General features: G+C 67.0%; 15 protein-coding genes and 4 tRNA genes. 15 read left to right on the top strand and 4 right to left on the bottom strand.

The window, feature by feature from the left end; genetic code table 11:
* Positions 1-18: 18 nt before the first annotated feature.
* Positions 19-1,524: an MDR family MFS transporter gene (locus DK254_RS07475; protein ID WP_256595848.1), complete on the bottom strand. Its 1,506-nt coding sequence runs from the start codon at positions 1,522-1,524 to the stop codon at positions 19-21.
* A 43-nt stretch (positions 1,525-1,567) separates the two neighbouring features.
* A complete protein-coding gene (locus DK254_RS07470) occupies positions 1,568-2,602 on the bottom strand; it encodes an HlyD family secretion protein (RefSeq protein WP_109933269.1) in 1,035 nt (344 codons plus the stop codon).
* A 107-nt stretch (positions 2,603-2,709) separates the two neighbouring features.
* Between DK254_RS07470 and DK254_RS07465 the strand changes: the two genes are divergently transcribed.
* From DK254_RS07465 to DK254_RS07420, 10 genes are all read left to right on the top strand, one after another.
* Positions 2,710-3,630 (top strand): LysR family transcriptional regulator, encoded by a 921-nt coding sequence (locus tag DK254_RS07465; protein ID WP_109933268.1) that lies wholly within the window; start codon positions 2,710-2,712, stop codon positions 3,628-3,630.
* A 49-nt stretch (positions 3,631-3,679) separates the two neighbouring features.
* Positions 3,680-5,164, top strand: coding sequence for a glutamate--tRNA ligase (gene gltX / locus DK254_RS07460; RefSeq protein WP_109933267.1), 1,485 nt, complete (start codon positions 3,680-3,682; stop codon positions 5,162-5,164).
* 277 nt (positions 5,165-5,441) lie between these two features.
* Positions 5,442-5,517: transfer RNA gene (locus DK254_RS07455), tRNA-Ala, on the top strand.
* A gap of 53 nt (positions 5,518-5,570) precedes the next feature.
* Positions 5,571-5,646: transfer RNA gene (locus DK254_RS07450), tRNA-Glu, on the top strand.
* Between the two features lie 45 nt (positions 5,647-5,691).
* Positions 5,692-5,767 (top strand) — tRNA-Ala (locus DK254_RS07445).
* 42 nt (positions 5,768-5,809) lie between these two features.
* A tRNA-Glu gene (locus tag DK254_RS07440) sits at positions 5,810-5,885 on the top strand.
* A 195-nt stretch (positions 5,886-6,080) separates the two neighbouring features.
* Positions 6,081-6,620, top strand: coding sequence for a TetR/AcrR family transcriptional regulator (locus tag DK254_RS07435; RefSeq protein WP_109933942.1), 540 nt, complete (start codon positions 6,081-6,083; stop codon positions 6,618-6,620).
* Positions 6,621-6,642: 22 nt separating this feature from the next.
* Complete coding sequence (locus DK254_RS07430; protein ID WP_109933266.1) at positions 6,643-7,488, top strand: alpha/beta hydrolase; 846 nt, start codon at positions 6,643-6,645, stop codon at positions 7,486-7,488.
* 97 nt (positions 7,489-7,585) lie between these two features.
* Entirely contained in the window at positions 7,586-8,029 is a 444-nt protein-coding gene (locus tag DK254_RS07425) for a thioesterase family protein (protein ID WP_089393777.1), read from the top strand.
* Between the two features lie 66 nt (positions 8,030-8,095).
* Positions 8,096-9,055, top strand: coding sequence for a tRNA-dihydrouridine synthase (locus DK254_RS07420; protein ID WP_109933265.1), 960 nt, complete (start codon positions 8,096-8,098; stop codon positions 9,053-9,055).
* 425 nt (positions 9,056-9,480) lie between these two features.
* On the opposite strand, the gene DK254_RS07415 is transcribed toward DK254_RS07420, so the two are convergent.
* Positions 9,481-10,227, bottom strand: a complete 747-nt coding sequence (locus DK254_RS07415) for an SDR family oxidoreductase (RefSeq protein WP_109933264.1) — start codon at positions 10,225-10,227, stop codon at positions 9,481-9,483.
* A 145-nt stretch (positions 10,228-10,372) separates the two neighbouring features.
* Here DK254_RS07415 and DK254_RS07410 point away from each other — a divergent pair, with 145 nt between their 5' ends.
* Positions 10,373-10,819, top strand: a complete 447-nt coding sequence (locus DK254_RS07410; protein ID WP_109933263.1) for an Hsp20 family protein — start codon at positions 10,373-10,375, stop codon at positions 10,817-10,819.
* Between the two features lie 53 nt (positions 10,820-10,872).
* On the opposite strand, the gene DK254_RS07405 is transcribed toward DK254_RS07410, so the two are convergent.
* A complete protein-coding gene (locus DK254_RS07405; RefSeq protein ID WP_074984799.1) occupies positions 10,873-11,766 on the bottom strand; it encodes a LysR family transcriptional regulator in 894 nt (297 codons plus the stop codon).
* 206 nt (positions 11,767-11,972) lie between these two features.
* Between DK254_RS07405 and leuC the strand changes: the two genes are divergently transcribed.
* From leuC to leuB, 4 genes are all read left to right on the top strand, one after another.
* A complete protein-coding gene (leuC, locus tag DK254_RS07400; RefSeq protein WP_109933262.1) occupies positions 11,973-13,400 on the top strand; it encodes a 3-isopropylmalate dehydratase large subunit in 1,428 nt (475 codons plus the stop codon).
* Positions 13,401-13,411: 11 nt separating this feature from the next.
* Entirely contained in the window at positions 13,412-14,056 is a 645-nt protein-coding gene (gene leuD / locus DK254_RS07395) for a 3-isopropylmalate dehydratase small subunit (RefSeq protein ID WP_109933261.1), read from the top strand.
* A 27-nt stretch (positions 14,057-14,083) separates the two neighbouring features.
* A complete protein-coding gene (locus tag DK254_RS07390; protein WP_109933260.1) occupies positions 14,084-14,848 on the top strand; it encodes a class I SAM-dependent methyltransferase in 765 nt (254 codons plus the stop codon).
* A gap of 88 nt (positions 14,849-14,936) precedes the next feature.
* Entirely contained in the window at positions 14,937-16,019 is a 1,083-nt protein-coding gene (leuB, locus tag DK254_RS07385) for a 3-isopropylmalate dehydrogenase (RefSeq protein WP_109933259.1), read from the top strand.
* The last annotated feature ends 76 nt before the right edge of the window (positions 16,020-16,095 follow it).

The raw sequence follows: 16,095 nt of genomic DNA, 5'->3' as shown, positions 1-16,095 counted from the left end.
CCTCCACCCGCGCTTGGGTCAGTGCGCGGCAGCGCTGGCCTGGGCGCCGAAGCCCTTCGGCAGCGGGCGGGTCAGCAGCACGGCGATCATGCTGATGGCGAGGACGATGCCGATGGCGTGGAAGGCGTCGTTGTAGGCCATGATCGTCGCCTGTTGGTGGACGATCACGCTGATTTCCCCCAGCGCCGCCTGCTGGCTGCCGAGTTGCGCGGTCAACTGCGCGAGGCGCTCGTCCACCGCGCCGTTGACCGGCACCACCGCTTCGCGCAGGTAGTCGTAATAGACCTTGGCGCGGCTATCCAGCAGCGTCGCCAGCAGGGCGATGCCGATGGCGCCGCCGAGGTTGCGCAGGATGTTGAACAGGCTCGAGGCGGAGCCGGCGTCCTGCGGCTGCAGGTAGATGGTGGCGATCAGCGAAATGGTCACCATCACCATCGGCTGGCCGAGGGCGCGCAGCAGCTGGATCTGGTTGAACTGCGGGCCGGCGAAGTCCGGGTTGAGCACCCCCGAGCAGAAACTCGCCAGGCCGAACAGGCCGAAGCCGATGGCGCACAGCAGGCGCGGCTCGATGATCTTCATCAGCTTGGGGATCAGCGGGATCAGGAACAGCTGCGGCACGCCCATCCACATGATCACCTCGCCGATCTGCATGGCGTTGTAGCCCTGGATCTGCGCCAGGTACAGCGGCAGCACGTAGATCGAGCCGTACAGGCCCATGCCCAGGCCGACGCTGGAGATGCTCGACAGGCCGAAGTTGCGGTTGCGCAGGATGCCCAGGTTGATCAGCGGGTTGGGCCGCGAGGTCTGCAGGATGATGAACAGGATCAGGCTGACCAGGGCGATGCTGCCCAGGCTGACGATCAGGTTGGACTCCAGCCAGTCCTTGCGGTGGCCCTCCTCGAGGAACACCTGCAGGCAGCCCAGGCCGATGGCCATGCTGACGATGCCGGCGTAGTCGGTGCTCTTCAGCAGCTCCCAGTGCGGCGGCTTCTTCTCCAGGCCGTAGAGCAGCCCGGCGATCATCAGCAGGCCCGGCGGGATGTTGATGTAGAAGATGTATTCCCAGCCGAAGTTCTCGGTCAGCCAGCCGCCCAGGGTCGGGCCGATCGACGGGGCGAAGGTGGCGGTGATGGCGAACAGCGCCATACCCTTGGGCCGGTGGTGCTCTGGCAGCTTGATCAGGCTCAGGGTGAAGGCCAGGGGAATCAGCGCGCCGCCGGTGAAGCCCTGCATGGCGCGGAACACGATCATGCTCTCCAGGTTCCAGGCGAAGGAGCAGAGCAGCGAGGAGAACAGGAAGCCGATCGACACCATCACCGCCAGGCGCCGCGCCGAGAGCAGCTGCACCAGCCACGCGGTGAGCGGGATCATGATGATCTCCGCGACCAGGTAGGAGGTGGAGATCCACGAGCCTTCCTCCAGGGTCGCGGCCAGCGCGCCCTGGATGTCCTTCAGCGAGGAGTTGGTGATCTGGATGTCGAGCACCGCCATGAACGCGCCGAGCATGGCCGCCAGTACCGCGATCCAGTCGCGCCGCGTAGGTTCGCCGGCGGGGCGCAGGAGCGGGTCAGCGCTCACCGATCTGCACCTCGGCCTCGACCGACATGCCCGGGCGGATCAGACCCTTGAGCGGGTTGTCGGCGGCGAAGGTGATCTTCACCGGGATGCGTTGCACCACCTTGGTGAAGTTGCCGGTGGCGTTGTCCGGCGGCAGCAGGCTGAACTGGGCGCCGGAGGCGGCGAAGAGGCTGTCCACGCAGCCTTCGATGGGCGTGTCGGGGAAGCTGTCGAGGATCAGCCGGGCCTTCTGCCCCGGGCGCATGTGGCCGACCTGGGTCTCCTTGAAGTTGGCCTGCACCCAGATGCCTTCGTCGGGCACCAGCGCCAGCAACTGGCTGCCGACCTGCACGTACTGCCCCACCCGCGCGCCGCGCTGGCCGACCAGGCCGGCCACCGGGGCGCGGATCTCGGTGCGCGCCAGGTTGATCTCGGCCTGGGCGATCTCCGCCCGGGAGGCGTCGATCTGCGCCTGCAGGCGCTTGATGTCGGCGTTCAGGGCGTCGACCTGGATGCGCTGGGCCTGCAGGTCGGCCTGGGCCTTGGCCACTTGCGAGCGGGCGACGTGGGAGTCGGCGGTCAGGGTGGTGACGCGTTCCTCGGAAACGTAGCCGGGCTTGCGCAGGGTCTGGGCGCGGTTGAGGTCGATCTGGGTGCGGCCGAAGGTGGCCTGGGTGGCGTTCAGGTCGGCCTCGCTGGCGGCGATCGTGCTGCCCTGGCCCTTCAGCTTGCTGCGCGCCTGGGCCAGCTCCGCCTCGTGGGTGGCCAGGGCGGCCCTGGCGCGGTCCAGGGCCAGGCGGAAGTCGGCGTCCTCCAGCTTGACCAGCAGTTGGCCCTTTTCCACGTGCTGGTTGTCGGTGACCAGCACCTGGTCGATGCGCGCGCCCAGCTGGCTGGCGATGCGGGTGATCTCGCCCTGGACGTAGGCGTTGTCAGTGGTTTCCTGGAAGCGGCCGATGAAGTACCAGCGCGCCAGGAAGGCCAGGGCGACCAGGCAGAAGAGGGCGAAGAAGATGCTCAGGCGGCGTTTCAATTGTGCAGGCATGATAAACGAGCGTTTGTTTGGCGGAATTTTTCCGCCAATGTAACAGTGTTCCCGGCCGGGGCGCAGTCGCTACAATTCGGAAACTTTGTTGTTTATAGGGAACAATAATGGGGCTGGATGATGCGCTGATCTTCACCCGGGTCGTGGAGTTCCACAGTTTCACCCAGGCCGCCCACAGCCTGGGCATGCAGAAGTCCACGGTGAGCCGGCGCATCGCGCTGCTGGAAGAGCGCCTGGGCGTGCGCCTGCTCAACCGCACCACGCGCAAGCTGCGCCTGACCGAGGTGGGGCAGGCCTACTACGACCGTTGCCGGCAGATCATGCTCGACTTCGCCGAGGCCGAGCAGGCGGTGATGCAGCTGCAGCAGGAACCGTCCGGCCTGCTGCGCATCACCGCGCCCATCGAGTTCGGCCAGATGTACCTGGGCGAGGTGCTCGGCGACTTCATGCGCCTCTATCCGCAGATCACCGCCGAGGTGGAGCTCAGCTCGCGCACCGTCGACCCGCTGGAGGAGGGCATGGACATCGCCATCACCGTCGGCCAGCCGGAGGACTCGACGCTGATCGCCCGCCGCCTGCTGGTGACCAGCCGCTGCCTGTGCGCCAGCCCCGGCTACCTGGAGCAGCACGGGCGGCCGCTGCATGTCGAGGACCTGGCCGGGCATCGCGCGGTGCTGCTGGCCCAGGACTCGCAGCGCTACTGGCCGCTGCTGAACGAGAGCGTGCCCTGCCAGCGGGTGCTGTCCTGCAACAACATCTCCTTCGCCCGCGAGGCGGTGCTGGCCGGGGCGGGCATCGCCTCGCTGCCGGAGCTGATCGTCGACGCGGCGCTGGAAAGCGGCCGCCTGGAACGCCTGCTGCCGGAGGTGCAACTGCCGATCGGCGAGCTCTATGCGGTCTACCCCTCGCGGCGCTTCCAGGCCATGAAGGTGAAGACCTTCCTCGACTACCTGATCCACCGCCTGCCCATCGACGAGGCCCATCGGCTGGAGCCGGGGGCGGCGCGCCTGATAACATCGCCCCCATGAATGCAGGCTATTGCCCGCATCTTTCATTCCGGTTTTCACGAGAGCTTTCATGACCACTGTCCGCACCCGCATCGCGCCGTCCCCCACCGGCGACCCGCACGTCGGCACCGCCTACATCGCGCTGTTCAACCTGTGCTTCGCCCGTCAGCACGGCGGCAAGTTCATCCTGCGCATCGAGGACACCGACCAGGTACGCTCCACCCGCGAGTCGGAACAGCAGATCTTCGACGCCCTGCGCTGGCTGGGCATCGAGTGGGACGAAGGCCCGGACGTCGGCGGCCCCCATGGCCCGTACCGGCAGAGCGAGCGGGGCGCCATCTACAAGCAGTACAGCGATGAGCTGGTGGAGAAGGGCCACGCCTTCCCCTGCTTCTGCTCCTCCGAGCGCCTGGACGCCATCCGCGCCGAGCAGCAGGCGCGCAAGGAAACCCCGCGCTACGACGGCCACTGCATGCACCTGCCGAAGGAAGAGTCGCAGCGCCGCATCGCCGCCGGCGAGTCCCACGTGGTGCGCATGAAGGTGCCGACCGAAGGCGTCTGCGTGGTCCCGGACATGCTCCGCGGCGACGTCGAGATCCCGTGGGACCGCATGGACATGCAGGTGCTGATGAAAGCCGACGGCCTGCCCACCTACTTCCTGGCCAACGTGGTCGACGACCACCTGATGGGCATCACCCACGTGCTGCGCGGCGAAGAGTGGCTGCCCTCGGCGCCCAAGCTGATCAAGCTGTACGAGTACTTCGGCTGGGAGCAGCCGGTGCTCTGCTACATGCCGCTGCTGCGCAACCCGGACAAGAGCAAGCTGTCCAAGCGCAAGAACCCCACCTCCATCACCTTCTACGAGCGCATGGGCTTCCTGCCCCAGGCGCTGCTGAACTACCTGGGCCGCATGGGCTGGTCGATGCCCGACGAGCGCGAGAAGTTCAGCCTGCAGGAGATGATCGACAACTTCGACCTGTCCCGCGTGTCCCTCGGCGGGCCGATCTTCGACATGGAGAAGCTGTCCTGGCTGAACGGCCAGTGGATCCGCGAGCAGTCGGTGGAGGAGTTCGCCCGGGAAGTGCAGAAGTGGGCGCTCAACCCCGAGTACCTGATGAAGATCGCCCCCCACGTCCAGGGCCGGGTGGAGAACTTCAGCCAGATCGCCCCGCTGGCCAGCTTCTTCTTCAGCGGCGGCGTGCCGCTGGACGCCAGGTTGTTCGAGCACAAGAAGCTCGACGCCACCCAGGTGCGCCAGGTCCTGCAACTGGTGCTGTGGAAGCTGGAAGCGCTGCGCCAGTGGGAGAAGGACAGGATCACCGCCTGCATCCAGGCGGTGGCCGAGCACCTGGGCCTTAAGTTGCGTGACGTCATGCCGCTGATGTTCCCGGCCATCACCGGCCATGCCAGCTCGGTGTCGGTGCTCGACGCCATGGAGATCCTCGGCGCCGACCTGTCGCGCTATCGCCTGCGCCAGGCCCTGGAGCTGCTGGGCGGGGCGTCGAAGAAGGAAGCCAAGGAGTGGGAGAAGATCCGCGACGCCATCGCCGGCTGACGGAAGCCTCCTGACAAAAGGCCGGCCGCCTCCGGGCGCCCGGCCTTTTTCATGTCCATAATCCGGGGGCGAATCCGCCATGCGCGGGGCCCGAAGTACCGGGCGAAGGACGGGGGAAACCTGGGGGCTTTCCTAAGTGATTGTTCTTTGGGAGAAAAAATTTAAAAAAGTCGAAAATTCTTGTTGACAGGGTTACGCCTCACTCTTAAGATGCGCCCCGTTCCAGCGACGAACTGAACCACAGGGCGAAGCGGAACGGTAGATGTAGCGGTACTTTGGGGCTATAGCTCAGCTGGGAGAGCGCTTGCATGGCATGCAAGAGGTCGACGGTTCGATCCCGTCTAGCTCCACCAAATTACCAGTAGGTTTCGCCGCTTCGCGGCGGAGCCGAAAATCGAAGGTTTGCGTCCCCTTCGTCTAGTGGCCTAGGACACCGCCCTTTCACGGCGGTAACAGGGGTTCGAGTCCCCTAGGGGACGCCACTTATTCCAGCGACGATGCGTTCGCGTCGTCCGCCAGAGTCATCTGGGGCTATAGCTCAGCTGGGAGAGCGCTTGCATGGCATGCAAGAGGTCGACGGTTCGATCCCGTCTAGCTCCACCAAATCGCCAGGGTCCGCCAAGTGCGGATTTCCTCGAAGGTTACGTCCCCTTCGTCTAGTGGCCTAGGACACCGCCCTTTCACGGCGGTAACAGGGGTTCGAGTCCCCTAGGGGACGCCAATTTTCCCGCTCTGCGGGGCCTATAGGGTCACTCAATTTTCGAGTGGCCCTTTTGTTTTTCCCCTTCCGAAAACCTTGCTGCCCGACCGACGGTCGTCTTCGCCGCTTGCCGATTTTTATTATGAGCATAATATTTTACTCATAATATTTTTGGAGGCCGCCATGAGCCGCAAGACCGCCAGCAGTGAAAAGGCCGTGAGTGAGAAGAAGGCCCAGACCCGCGAGCGCATCCTCTGCGCCGCGGCCGACGCCCTGGTCCGCCGTGGGCCGCTGGAGCCCAGCGTCAGCGAAGTGATGGGCGCCGCCGGGCTGACCGTCGGCGGCTTCTACGCGCACTTCCAGAGCAAGGACGCGCTGATGCTGGAGGCCTTCCGCCACCTGCTGTCGACGCGCCGGGCCAAGCTGAAGCACTTCGACCCGGACATGCCGTTCAGCGAGCGCCGGCAACTGGTCGCGGCCTTCTACCTGTCGCGCAGGCACCGCGACAGCGAGGAGCCGGGCTGCCCCATCCCCAGTTCCCTGGGCGACATGGCGCAATTGCCGGAGAGCTTCCACGAAGCCCTGGCCGAACATCTCGAACTCATGGTCGCCGAGCTGGCCGAGCGTCCCGAGGACGCCGACACCGTGCTCGCCGACATCGCCCTGATGGTGGGCGGACTGGCATTGGCGCGGGCCCTGGGCCCGGGCGACCTGTCCGACCGTGTCCTGCGTGCCGCCAAGAAAGCGGTGAATTGAGACCTCTAAGGAGGACCTGGCAATGAGCAGCTTGACCTGGATCCGTGGCGTCAACGCCACCCTGGGGCGTGTGGCGCCGGAATGGGCGGCGCGGCGCATGCGTGAAATCTTCATGAGCCCGCGGGCGCTGCCGCCGCGCGACTGGGAGCTGCCGCTGCTGGCCAGTTCCGAGCGCATCACCCTGCGCTTCGGCCTCTCCGCGCTGCGCTGGGGCGAAGGCCCGGCGGTGCTGCTGATGCACGGTTGGGAGGGGCGGCCGACACAGTTCGCCCACCTGATCCGCGAGTTGGTCGGCGCCGGTTATGCCGTGGTGGCGCTGGATGGCCCGGCCCATGGCCGTTCGCCGGGGCGCGAAGCCCATCCGCTGCTGTTCGCCCGCGCCTTGCTGGAGGCCGCCAGCGAGCTGCCGCCGCTGCGCGCGGTGATCGGTCACTCCATGGGCGGCGCCAGTGCCTTGCTGGCCACCCAGATGGGGCTGCGCACCGAGGCGCTGGTCAGCATAGCCGCGCCGAGCCGGGTCATTTCCGTGTTGCGCCGCTTCGGCAGCTTCATGGGGTTGCCGACCGAGGCGCGGTATCGCTTCATCCGTCAGGTCGAGGCCTACACCGGCATGCCGGCGGCGCAGCTGGACGTAAGCCGCTACACGCTGGGCATGCCCGGCCTGGTGGTGCACGCCGAAGACGATCCGCAGGTGCCGGTGGAAGACGCCCAGGACATCCATGCGGCCTGGCCACGCAGCCGCCTGCTGCGCCTGGAAGGCGGCGGCCACCAGCGCGTGCTGGCCGACCCGCGCCTGAGCGACGCCGTGCTGGCGCTGCTGGAGGGCCAGGAAGAGCAGCACCTGCTGCCCCTGGCGCTGGCCTCCTGACGACAGGGGAGGGGCAGGACGCCGCCGAGCCCTGTAAACTGCCGGCTTCGATCATGCGGCCGGGTCCCCGGACCCGGCCCCGGAATGGAGCAAGCGCATGGCCTGGGACCTGCCCGAACCCTTCGTCATCGACATCAGCGTGGGCGCCGAGGACATCGACGGCCTCGGCCACGCCAACAACGCCGTCTACGTCAGCTGGCTGGAGCGCTGCGCCTGGCGCCACTCGCAGCGCCTGGGCCTGGACCTGGCCGAATACCGCCGCCTCGACCGCGCCATGGCGGTGGTGCGCCACGAAATCGACTACCTCGCCGCCGCCTATGAGGGCGAGGAACTGCAGATGGGCACCTGGATCGTCGAGTCCGACCAGAAGCTGCGCATGGACCGCCGCTTCCAGCTGGTGCGCCCGGCCGACGGCGTGACCCTGTTGCGCGCCCGCACCACCTTCGTCTGCATCGAGCTCTCCAGCGGCAGGCCCAAGCGCATGCCGGCCGAGTTCATCGAAGGCTATGGTCGCGCGCTGCTCGGCGCCACGCCGGCCTGACGGCGCTTTGCGCGGGCGGTGACTGCCCCTAGAATTCGCCGCCTTCGATACTAAAGGTTCCCTGCCGTGCAAATTGCCCTGGCCCCGATGGAGGGGCTGGTCGACGAAATCCTCCGCGACGTGCTTACCCGCGTCGGCGGCATCGACTGGTGCGTCACCGAGTTCATCCGCGTCACCGACCGCCTGCACCCGCTCGCCACCTACGAGAAGCTGGCGCCGGAACTGCTGCACGGCAGCCGCACTCGCGCCGGCACGCCGATGCGTGTGCAGTTCCTCGGCTCTGACCCGCAGTGCCTGGCGGAAAACGCCGCCTACGCCTGCGAGCTGGGCGCGCCGGTGATCGACCTGAACTTCGGCTGCCCGGCGAAGACGGTGAACAAGTCCCGCGGCGGCGCCGTCCTGCTCAAGGAGCCGGAGCTGATGTTCGCCATCGTCGAGGCCGTGCGTCGCGCGGTGCCGGCGCACATCCCGGTGACCTCGAAGATGCGCCTGGGCTACGAGACCCCCGACGGCGCGCTGGATTGCGCCCGCGCCCTGGCCGACGGTGGTTCCGCCCACGTGGTGGTCCACGCGCGGACCAAGACCGATGGCTACAAGCCGCCGGCGCACTGGGAATGGGTGGCGAAGGTGGCGGACGCGGTGAAGGTGCCGGTGTTCGCCAACGGCGAGGTCTGGACTCTCGATGACTACCTGCGCTGCCGCGCCATCAGCGGCGTCGACGACATCATGCTCGGCCGCGGCCTGGTCTCGCGCCCCGACCTGGCCCGGCAGATAGCCGCCTGGCGCGAGGGCAGGGACGTGCAGCCGATGCCCTGGCACGAAGTGCGCGTGCTGCTCGACGACTTCTGGCGCCAGGCCCGGCGCAAGCTGGCGCCACGCTACGCGCCGGGGCGCCTGAAGCAGTGGCTGGGCATGCTCACCCGCAGCTATCCCGAGGCGCTGGAACTGTTTGCGCAGATCCGCCGCGAGAGCGACTGCGAGCGGATCGACCGGCTGCTGCAGGTCGAGGTGGAAGAGGCCGCGTAGCCGAGGCGTTTCCGGTAGTGGCGAGCGGGTTGTCCGGCATAGGTGGGAAATTCGGCGCCAACCTGTAGGAGCGGGCCCTGCCGCGCGATTCGCGCGCAGGGCGCGCTCCTACAAGGGCACGGTGTATGGGGGGATCTCATCCGCGAACCGTGCCGGAACCCCCGGCTATCGCGGACAGGGTCCTACGACGGGTGCCTTTCGTAGGGCGGATAACCGTTCGCGGTTATCCGCCGTTGGCTGGAGCGCCGATGTCTGCCGAGCGGCGGATAACGCCATAGGCGTTATGCGCCCTACGCGGGAGCCCGATAGGCCATGGCGATGGGTATCGCTTCGCTCAACGCCATCCTGCGAGGTGTTCCTTGTAGGCGCGGACTCCGTCCGCGATATGTCGATCCCGGGCACCGCAATCGCGGATAAATCCGCTCCTACCGCCCACCACTGACATCGATGAAGCTCCCGGTGCTGTAGCTCGACTCGTCCCCGGCCAGGAACAGGATCGCCCGCGCCACTTCCTCCGCCTGGCCGCCGCGGCCCAGCGGAATGGCGCTCTTCAGCCGTTCCACGCGCCCCGGCTCGCCGCCGCTGGCGTGGATTTCCGTGTCGATCAGTCCCGGGCGCACGGCGTTGACGCGAATGCCCTCGGCCGCCACTTCCTTGGCCAGGCCGATGGTCATGCTGTCGATGGCGCCCTTGGCCGCGGCGTAGTCGATGTACTCGTTGGGCGAGCCCAGGCGCGAGGCCATGGAGGACACGTTGACGATGCTGCCGCCCGCGCCACCATGGGACCTGGCCATGCGCCGCACCGCCTCGCGGGCGCAGAGGAAGCTGCCGGTGACGTTCACCGCGAACACCCGCTGCAGGCGCGCCGCGTCCATCTCCTCCAGGCGCATCTGGCGCTCCAGCATGCCGGCGTTGTTCACCAGCACGTCGAGGCGGCCGAAGGCCTTGTCGACGGCCAGGAACAGCCGCACCACCTCGGCCTCCTCGGCGACGTCCGCGGCGAAGGCCTCGGCCCGGCCGCCGGCCTCGCGAATGCGCCGGACCAGGGCTTCGGCCGCTTCACCGCGTTGGCGGTAGTTGATGGCAACGGCATAGCCGCGTTCCGCGGCGAGCAGCGCAGTGGCGGCACCGATGCCGCGGCTGGCGCCGGTGATCAGCATGACTTTGCGCATGTGGCGGTTCCTTCTGCTAGGGGGCTTGAAAGGCGCCATTGCGCCCCTATCTGTATTCGTGCGGGAGGCCGAAACCGGGTCCCGCTCCCGGAGTCCTGCAGACAGGCTCCATAGATGACCTTGCTGAATTATTCAGGAGATTCGCATGAGCAACGTACTTTCTCTCGCACCGCTGTTCCGCCAGTCCGTCGGTTTCGATCGTTTCAACGATCTGTTCGAGTCCGCCCTGCGCAGCGAAAGCGGCAGTTCCTACCCGCCCTACAACGTCGAGAAGCATGGTGACGACCAGTACCGCATCGTGGTCGCCGCCGCCGGCCTGCAGGAAGAGGACCTGGAGCTGCAAGTGGAGCGTGGCGTGCTGACCGTCACCGGTGGCAAGCGCGAGAAAGCTTCCGAGGGTGTCACCTACCTGCACCAGGGTATCGCCCAGCGCGCCTTCAAGCTGTCCTTCCGCCTCGCCGACCATATCGAGGTCCAAGGTGCATCGCTGAAGAACGGCCTGCTGAGCATCGAACTGGTACGCATCGTTCCCGAGGAAGCCAAGCCCAAGCGGATTGCCATCAACGGCCAGCGCCCGGCGCTGGAGGGTTGATGGTCCAGCCATGAAAAAGGCGCCGAAAGGCGCCTTTTTTCTTTTCCGCCGTTTCAGACCACGCAGGCCATGGGCGCCACCGCCTGGGCGTCGAGCAGCGCCATGAAGGCGCGCGCGGCGTTGGACAGGGTGCGCTCGGTGTGCAGGATGTAGCCCAACTGACGGCTGAGCTGGATGTCCTGCAGCGGCAGGCGCACCACGGTCTCGTCGAGCATGGTGCGCGGCAGCACGCTCCAGGCCAGGCCGATGGAAACCATCATCTTGATGGTCTCCATATAGTTGGTGCTCATGCCGATGTTCGGCGTCAGCCCCTCGGCCTCGAACATGCGCCGCACGATATGGTGGGTGAAGGTGTTGCCGCCGGGGAACACCGCCGGGTGCCGCGCCACGTCGGCGAGGAACACCGGGCCCTGCATGGCCAGCGGGTGCTCGGGGGCGGCGACGAAGTCCAGCGGGTCGTCCCACACCGGCACCGCGCGCACCGGCTCGGCGGTTTCCGGGGCCAGGGTGATGACCGCCAGTTCGGCGCGGCCGTGGAGGATTTCCTCGTAGGCCACTTCCGAGTCACAGAACTGGATATCCAGCGCCACCTGCGGGTGCGCCCGGGTGAAGGCGCGCAGCAGCGTCGGCAGGCGGTGCAGGCCGATGTGGTGGCTGGTGGCGAGCACCAGGCGGCCGCTGACCTCGCCACTGAGGTTGGTCAGTGCGCGGCGAGTGTCGTCCAGCACGTTGAGTATCTGGTAGGCACGCGGCAGCAGGGCGCGGCCGGCTTCGGTCAGGCTCACCTCGCGGCCGACGCGGTCGAACAGACGTACGCCCAGCTGGCTCTCCAGGGCGGCGATGCGCTTGCTCACCGCCGGCTGCGTCAGGTGCAGGCGCTCGCCGGCCTCGGAAAAGCTGCCGGACTCGGCGATGGCGAGGAAGGTGTTGAGGCTGGTCAGGTCCATTTTTTGGAGCTCCAAGCGGCAAGCCGCAAGCTTCAAGAAAAGCTGCGGCGTTCGCTTGCAGCTTGTGGCTTGAAGCTTATAGCTGGATGGATTCCATTTGGGAATCCTTCGGATGAAAAATATGAATTTGAGTTATTCGTCGACAGACCATAGCATCATCCCCACAAGCCCAAGGGGCATAGAAATACGCTGATGAGGAATCTCTGATGGCCGGCAAGACGCTCTACGACAAACTCTGGGAACTGCACGAGGTGAAGCGCCGCGATGATGGTTCGTCGCTGATCTACATCGACCGCCACATCCTCCACGAAGTGACCTCGCCGCAGGCCTTCGAAGGCCTGCGCCTGGCCGGCCGCAAGCCGTGGCGCATCGACGCCAACATCGCCACCCCGGACCACAACGTGCCGACCACCCAGGCCGAGCGCAAGGGCGGCCTGCAAGCCATCGCCGACGAAGTCTCGCGCATCCAGGTCATGACCCTGGACGAGAACTGCGACGACTTCGGCATCCTCGAATTCAAGATGAACGACGTGCGCCAGGGCATCGTCCACGTGGTCGGCCCGGAGCAGGGCGCGACCCTGCCGGGCATGACCGTGGTCTGCGGCGACTCGCACACCTCCACCCACGGCGCCTTCGGTGCGCTGGCCCACGGCATCGGCACCTCCGAGGTCGAGCACGTGCTCGCCACCCAGTGCCTGGTGGCCAAGAAGATGAAGAACATGCAGGTGCGCGTGGAGGGCAAGCTGCCCTTCGGCGTGACCGCCAAGGACATCGTCCTCGCGGTGATCGGCAAGATCGGCACCGCCGGCGGCAACGGCCATGCCCTGGAGTTCGCCGGCAGCGCCATTCGCGAGCTGTCCATGGAAGGCCGCATGACCATCTGCAACATGTCCATCGAGGCCGGTGCCCGCGTCGGCATGGTGGCCTGCGACGAGAAGACCATCGCCTACGTGAAAGGCCGGCCGTTCGCCCCGCAGGGCGCCGACTGGGACAAGGCCGTGGAAGCCTGGAGCGACCTGGTCTCCGACGCCGACGCCCACTTCGACACCATCGTCGAGCTGCGCGCCGAGGACATCAAGCCGCAGGTCAGTTGGGGCACCTCTCCGGAAATGGTCCTGGCCGTCGACCAGAACGTGCCGGACCCGGCCGTCGAAGCCGACCCGGTCAAGCGCGACTCCATCGTCCGCGCCCTCAAGTACATGGGCCTGAGCGCCAACCAGGCGATCACCGACATCCAGCTCGACCGGGTGTTCATCGGCTCCTGCACCAACTCGCGGATCGAAGACCTGCGCGCCGCCGCCGCCGTGGCCAAGGGCCGCAAGGTCGCCGCCACCGTCAAGCAGGCGCTGGTGGTGCCGGGCTCCGGCCTGGTCAAGGCGCAGGCCGAACAGGAAGGCCTGGACAAGATCTTCCTCGAAGCCGGCTTCGAATGGCGTGAACCGGGCTGCTCCATGTGCCTGGCGATGAACCCGGACCGCCTGGAGAGCGGCGAGCATTGTGCGTCCACCTCCAACCGCAACTTCGAGGGCCGCCAGGGCGCCGGTGGCCGCACCCACCTGGTGAGCCCGGCGATGGCCGCCGCCGCCGCGGTGACCGGCCGCTTCATCGACGTCCGTGAATTGATGCAGGCCTGAGGAGACCGAACATGAAAGCCTTTACCCAGCACACCGGTCTCGTCGCGCCGCTCGACCGCGCCAACGTCGATACCGACCAGATCATTCCCAAGCAATTCCTCAAGTCGATCAAGCGCACCGGCTTCGGCCCCAACCTGTTCGACGAGTGGCGCTACCTGGACGTCGGCCAGCCGAACCAGGACAACTCCAGGCGCCCGATCAACCAGGACTTCGTGCTGAACTTCCCGCGCTACCAGGGCGCCAGCGTGCTCCTGGCCCGCGAGAACTTCGGTTGCGGCTCCTCCCGCGAGCACGCGCCCTGGGCGCTGGACGAGTACGGTTTCCGCACCGTGATCGCGCCGAGCTTCGCCGACATCTTCTTCAACAACAGCTTCAAGAACGGCCTGCTGCCGATCATCCTGAAGGACGAGGAAGTCGACGAACTCTTCCAGCAGTGCGAGGCCACCGAGGGCTACCAACTGACCGTCGACCTCGCCGCGCAGACCGTGACCCGCCCGGACGGCAAGCAGTACCACTTCGAAGTGGATGCCTTCCGCAAGCACTGCCTGCTCAACGGCCTGGACGACATCGGCCTGACCCTCCAGGCCGCGGACGCCATCCGCGACTTCGAGACCGGCTACAAGCAGCGCCAGCCCTGGTTGTTCCGCGACGCCTGAATGGCGTCGCACCACGAGGAGAAAACCATGACCCAGAGTCGCCATGAAGCCGTGGTCGAGCGCCAGTTCGGCGCCCAGGCCAACGCGTACCTGAACAGCGCCGTGCACGCCCAGGGCGAGGAGTTCGCCCAACTGCGCGAGCGACTGTCGGCGACCCGCGGCGCCCGCGTGCTGGACCTGGGTTGCGGGGCGGGGCACGTGAGCTTCCATGTCGCGCCGCTGGCCGGCGAAGTGGTGGCCTACGACCTCTCCGAGCAGATGCTCGCCGTGGTGGCCTCGGCCGCTGCCGAGCGCGGCCTGGGCAACATCCTTACGCACCAGGGCGTGGCCGAGCAGCTGCCGTTCGAGGACGGCGAGTTCGACTTCGTCTTCAGCCGCTACTCGGCCCACCACTGGCGCGACGTCGGCCAGGCCCTGCGCGAAGTGCGCCGGGTGCTGAAGCCGGGCGGCACGGCCTGCTTCATCGACGTGGCAGCCCCCGGGCTGCCGTTGCTGGACACCCACCTGCAGGCGGTGGAAGTGCTGCGCGACACCAGCCACGTGCGCGACTATTCGCCGTCCGAGTGGGCGCGCCTGGTCGGCGAGGCGGGGCTGGCGGTCAGCGCCTGCACGCGCCAGCGCCTGCGCCTGGAGTTCACTTCCTGGGTCGAGCGCATGCGCACGCCGGAAGTGATGCGCCAGGCCATCCGCGCCCTGCAGCTTTCCGTGGGCGACGAGGTGCGCGAGTATTTCGAGATCGACGCCGAGGGTTCCTTCAGCACCGACGTGCTGGTGCTCTGGGCGACAAAATAACGGCTGCAGGCGGCAGGCTATAGGCGGCAGGAAAAAGCCTGAAGCCTGTGGCCTGCAGCCTGTAGCCTCTTTTCGAAGGAAAAAATTGATGAGCAAACAGATTCTGGTTCTCCCCGGCGACGGCATCGGCCCGGAAATCATGGCCGAGGCGGTCAAGGTTCTCGAACTGGCCAACGACAAGTTCCAGCTGGGCTTCGAGCTGACCGAGGACGTCATCGGCGGCGCCGCCATCGACAAGCACGGCGTGCCGCTGGCCGACGAGACCCTGGAGCGCGCCCGCGCGGCCGACGCCGTGCTGCTGGGCGCCGTGGGCGGGCCGAAGTGGGACAGGATCGAGCGTGACATCCGCCCCGAGCGCGGCCTGCTGAAGATCCGTTCGCAACTGGGCCTGTTCGCCAACCTGCGCCCGGCCATCCTCTACCCGCAACTGGCCGACGCCTCCAGCCTGAAGCCGGAAATCGTCGCCGGCCTGGACATCCTCATCGTCCGCGAGCTGACCGGCGGCATCTACTTCGGCGCCCCGCGCGGCACCCGCGAGCTGGACAACGGCGAGCGCCAGTCCTACGACACCCTGCCGTACAGCGAAAGCGAGATCCGCCGCATCGCCCGCGTCGGCTTCGACATGGCCCGCGTGCGCGGCAAGAAACTGTGCTCGGTGGACAAGGCCAACGTCCTGGCCTCCAGCCAGCTGTGGCGCGAGATCGTCGAAGAAGTGGCCAAGGACTACCCGGACGTCGAGCTGAGCCACATGTACGTCGACAACGCCGCCATGCAACTGGTGCGCGCGCCCAAGCAGTTCGACGTGATGGTCACCGACAACATGTTCGGCGACATCCTGTCGGATGAGGCTTCCATGCTCACCGGTTCCATCGGCATGCTGCCTTCTGCGTCCCTGGACGCCAACAACAAGGGCATGTACGAGCCGTGCCACGGCTCGGCGCCGGACATCGCCGGCAAAGGCATCGCCAACCCGCTGGCGACCATCCTCTCGGTGTCCATGATGCTGCGCTACAGCTTCAACCAGGGCGCCGCGGCGAGCGCCATCGAGCAGGCGGTGAGCCAGGTCCTCGACCAGGGCCTGCGCACCGGCGACATCTGGTCCGAAGGCTGCCAGAAGGTCGGGACCCGCGAAATGGGCGATGCGGTAGTCGCCGCGCTGCGGAATCTGTAATCTCTCCGGTTCGCCCGCCCCTGGGCTCCCGCAAAGAACGGGTAGGGGCGGCGGTCCACCACTTATTCGAAGGTGT

It is taken from the genome of Pseudomonas sp. RW407 (genome assembly GCF_003176655.1).
Lineage (GTDB): Bacteria > Pseudomonadota > Gammaproteobacteria > Pseudomonadales > Pseudomonadaceae > Pseudomonas > Pseudomonas delhiensis.
This window is presented reverse-complemented; position numbering and strand designations above follow the sequence as displayed.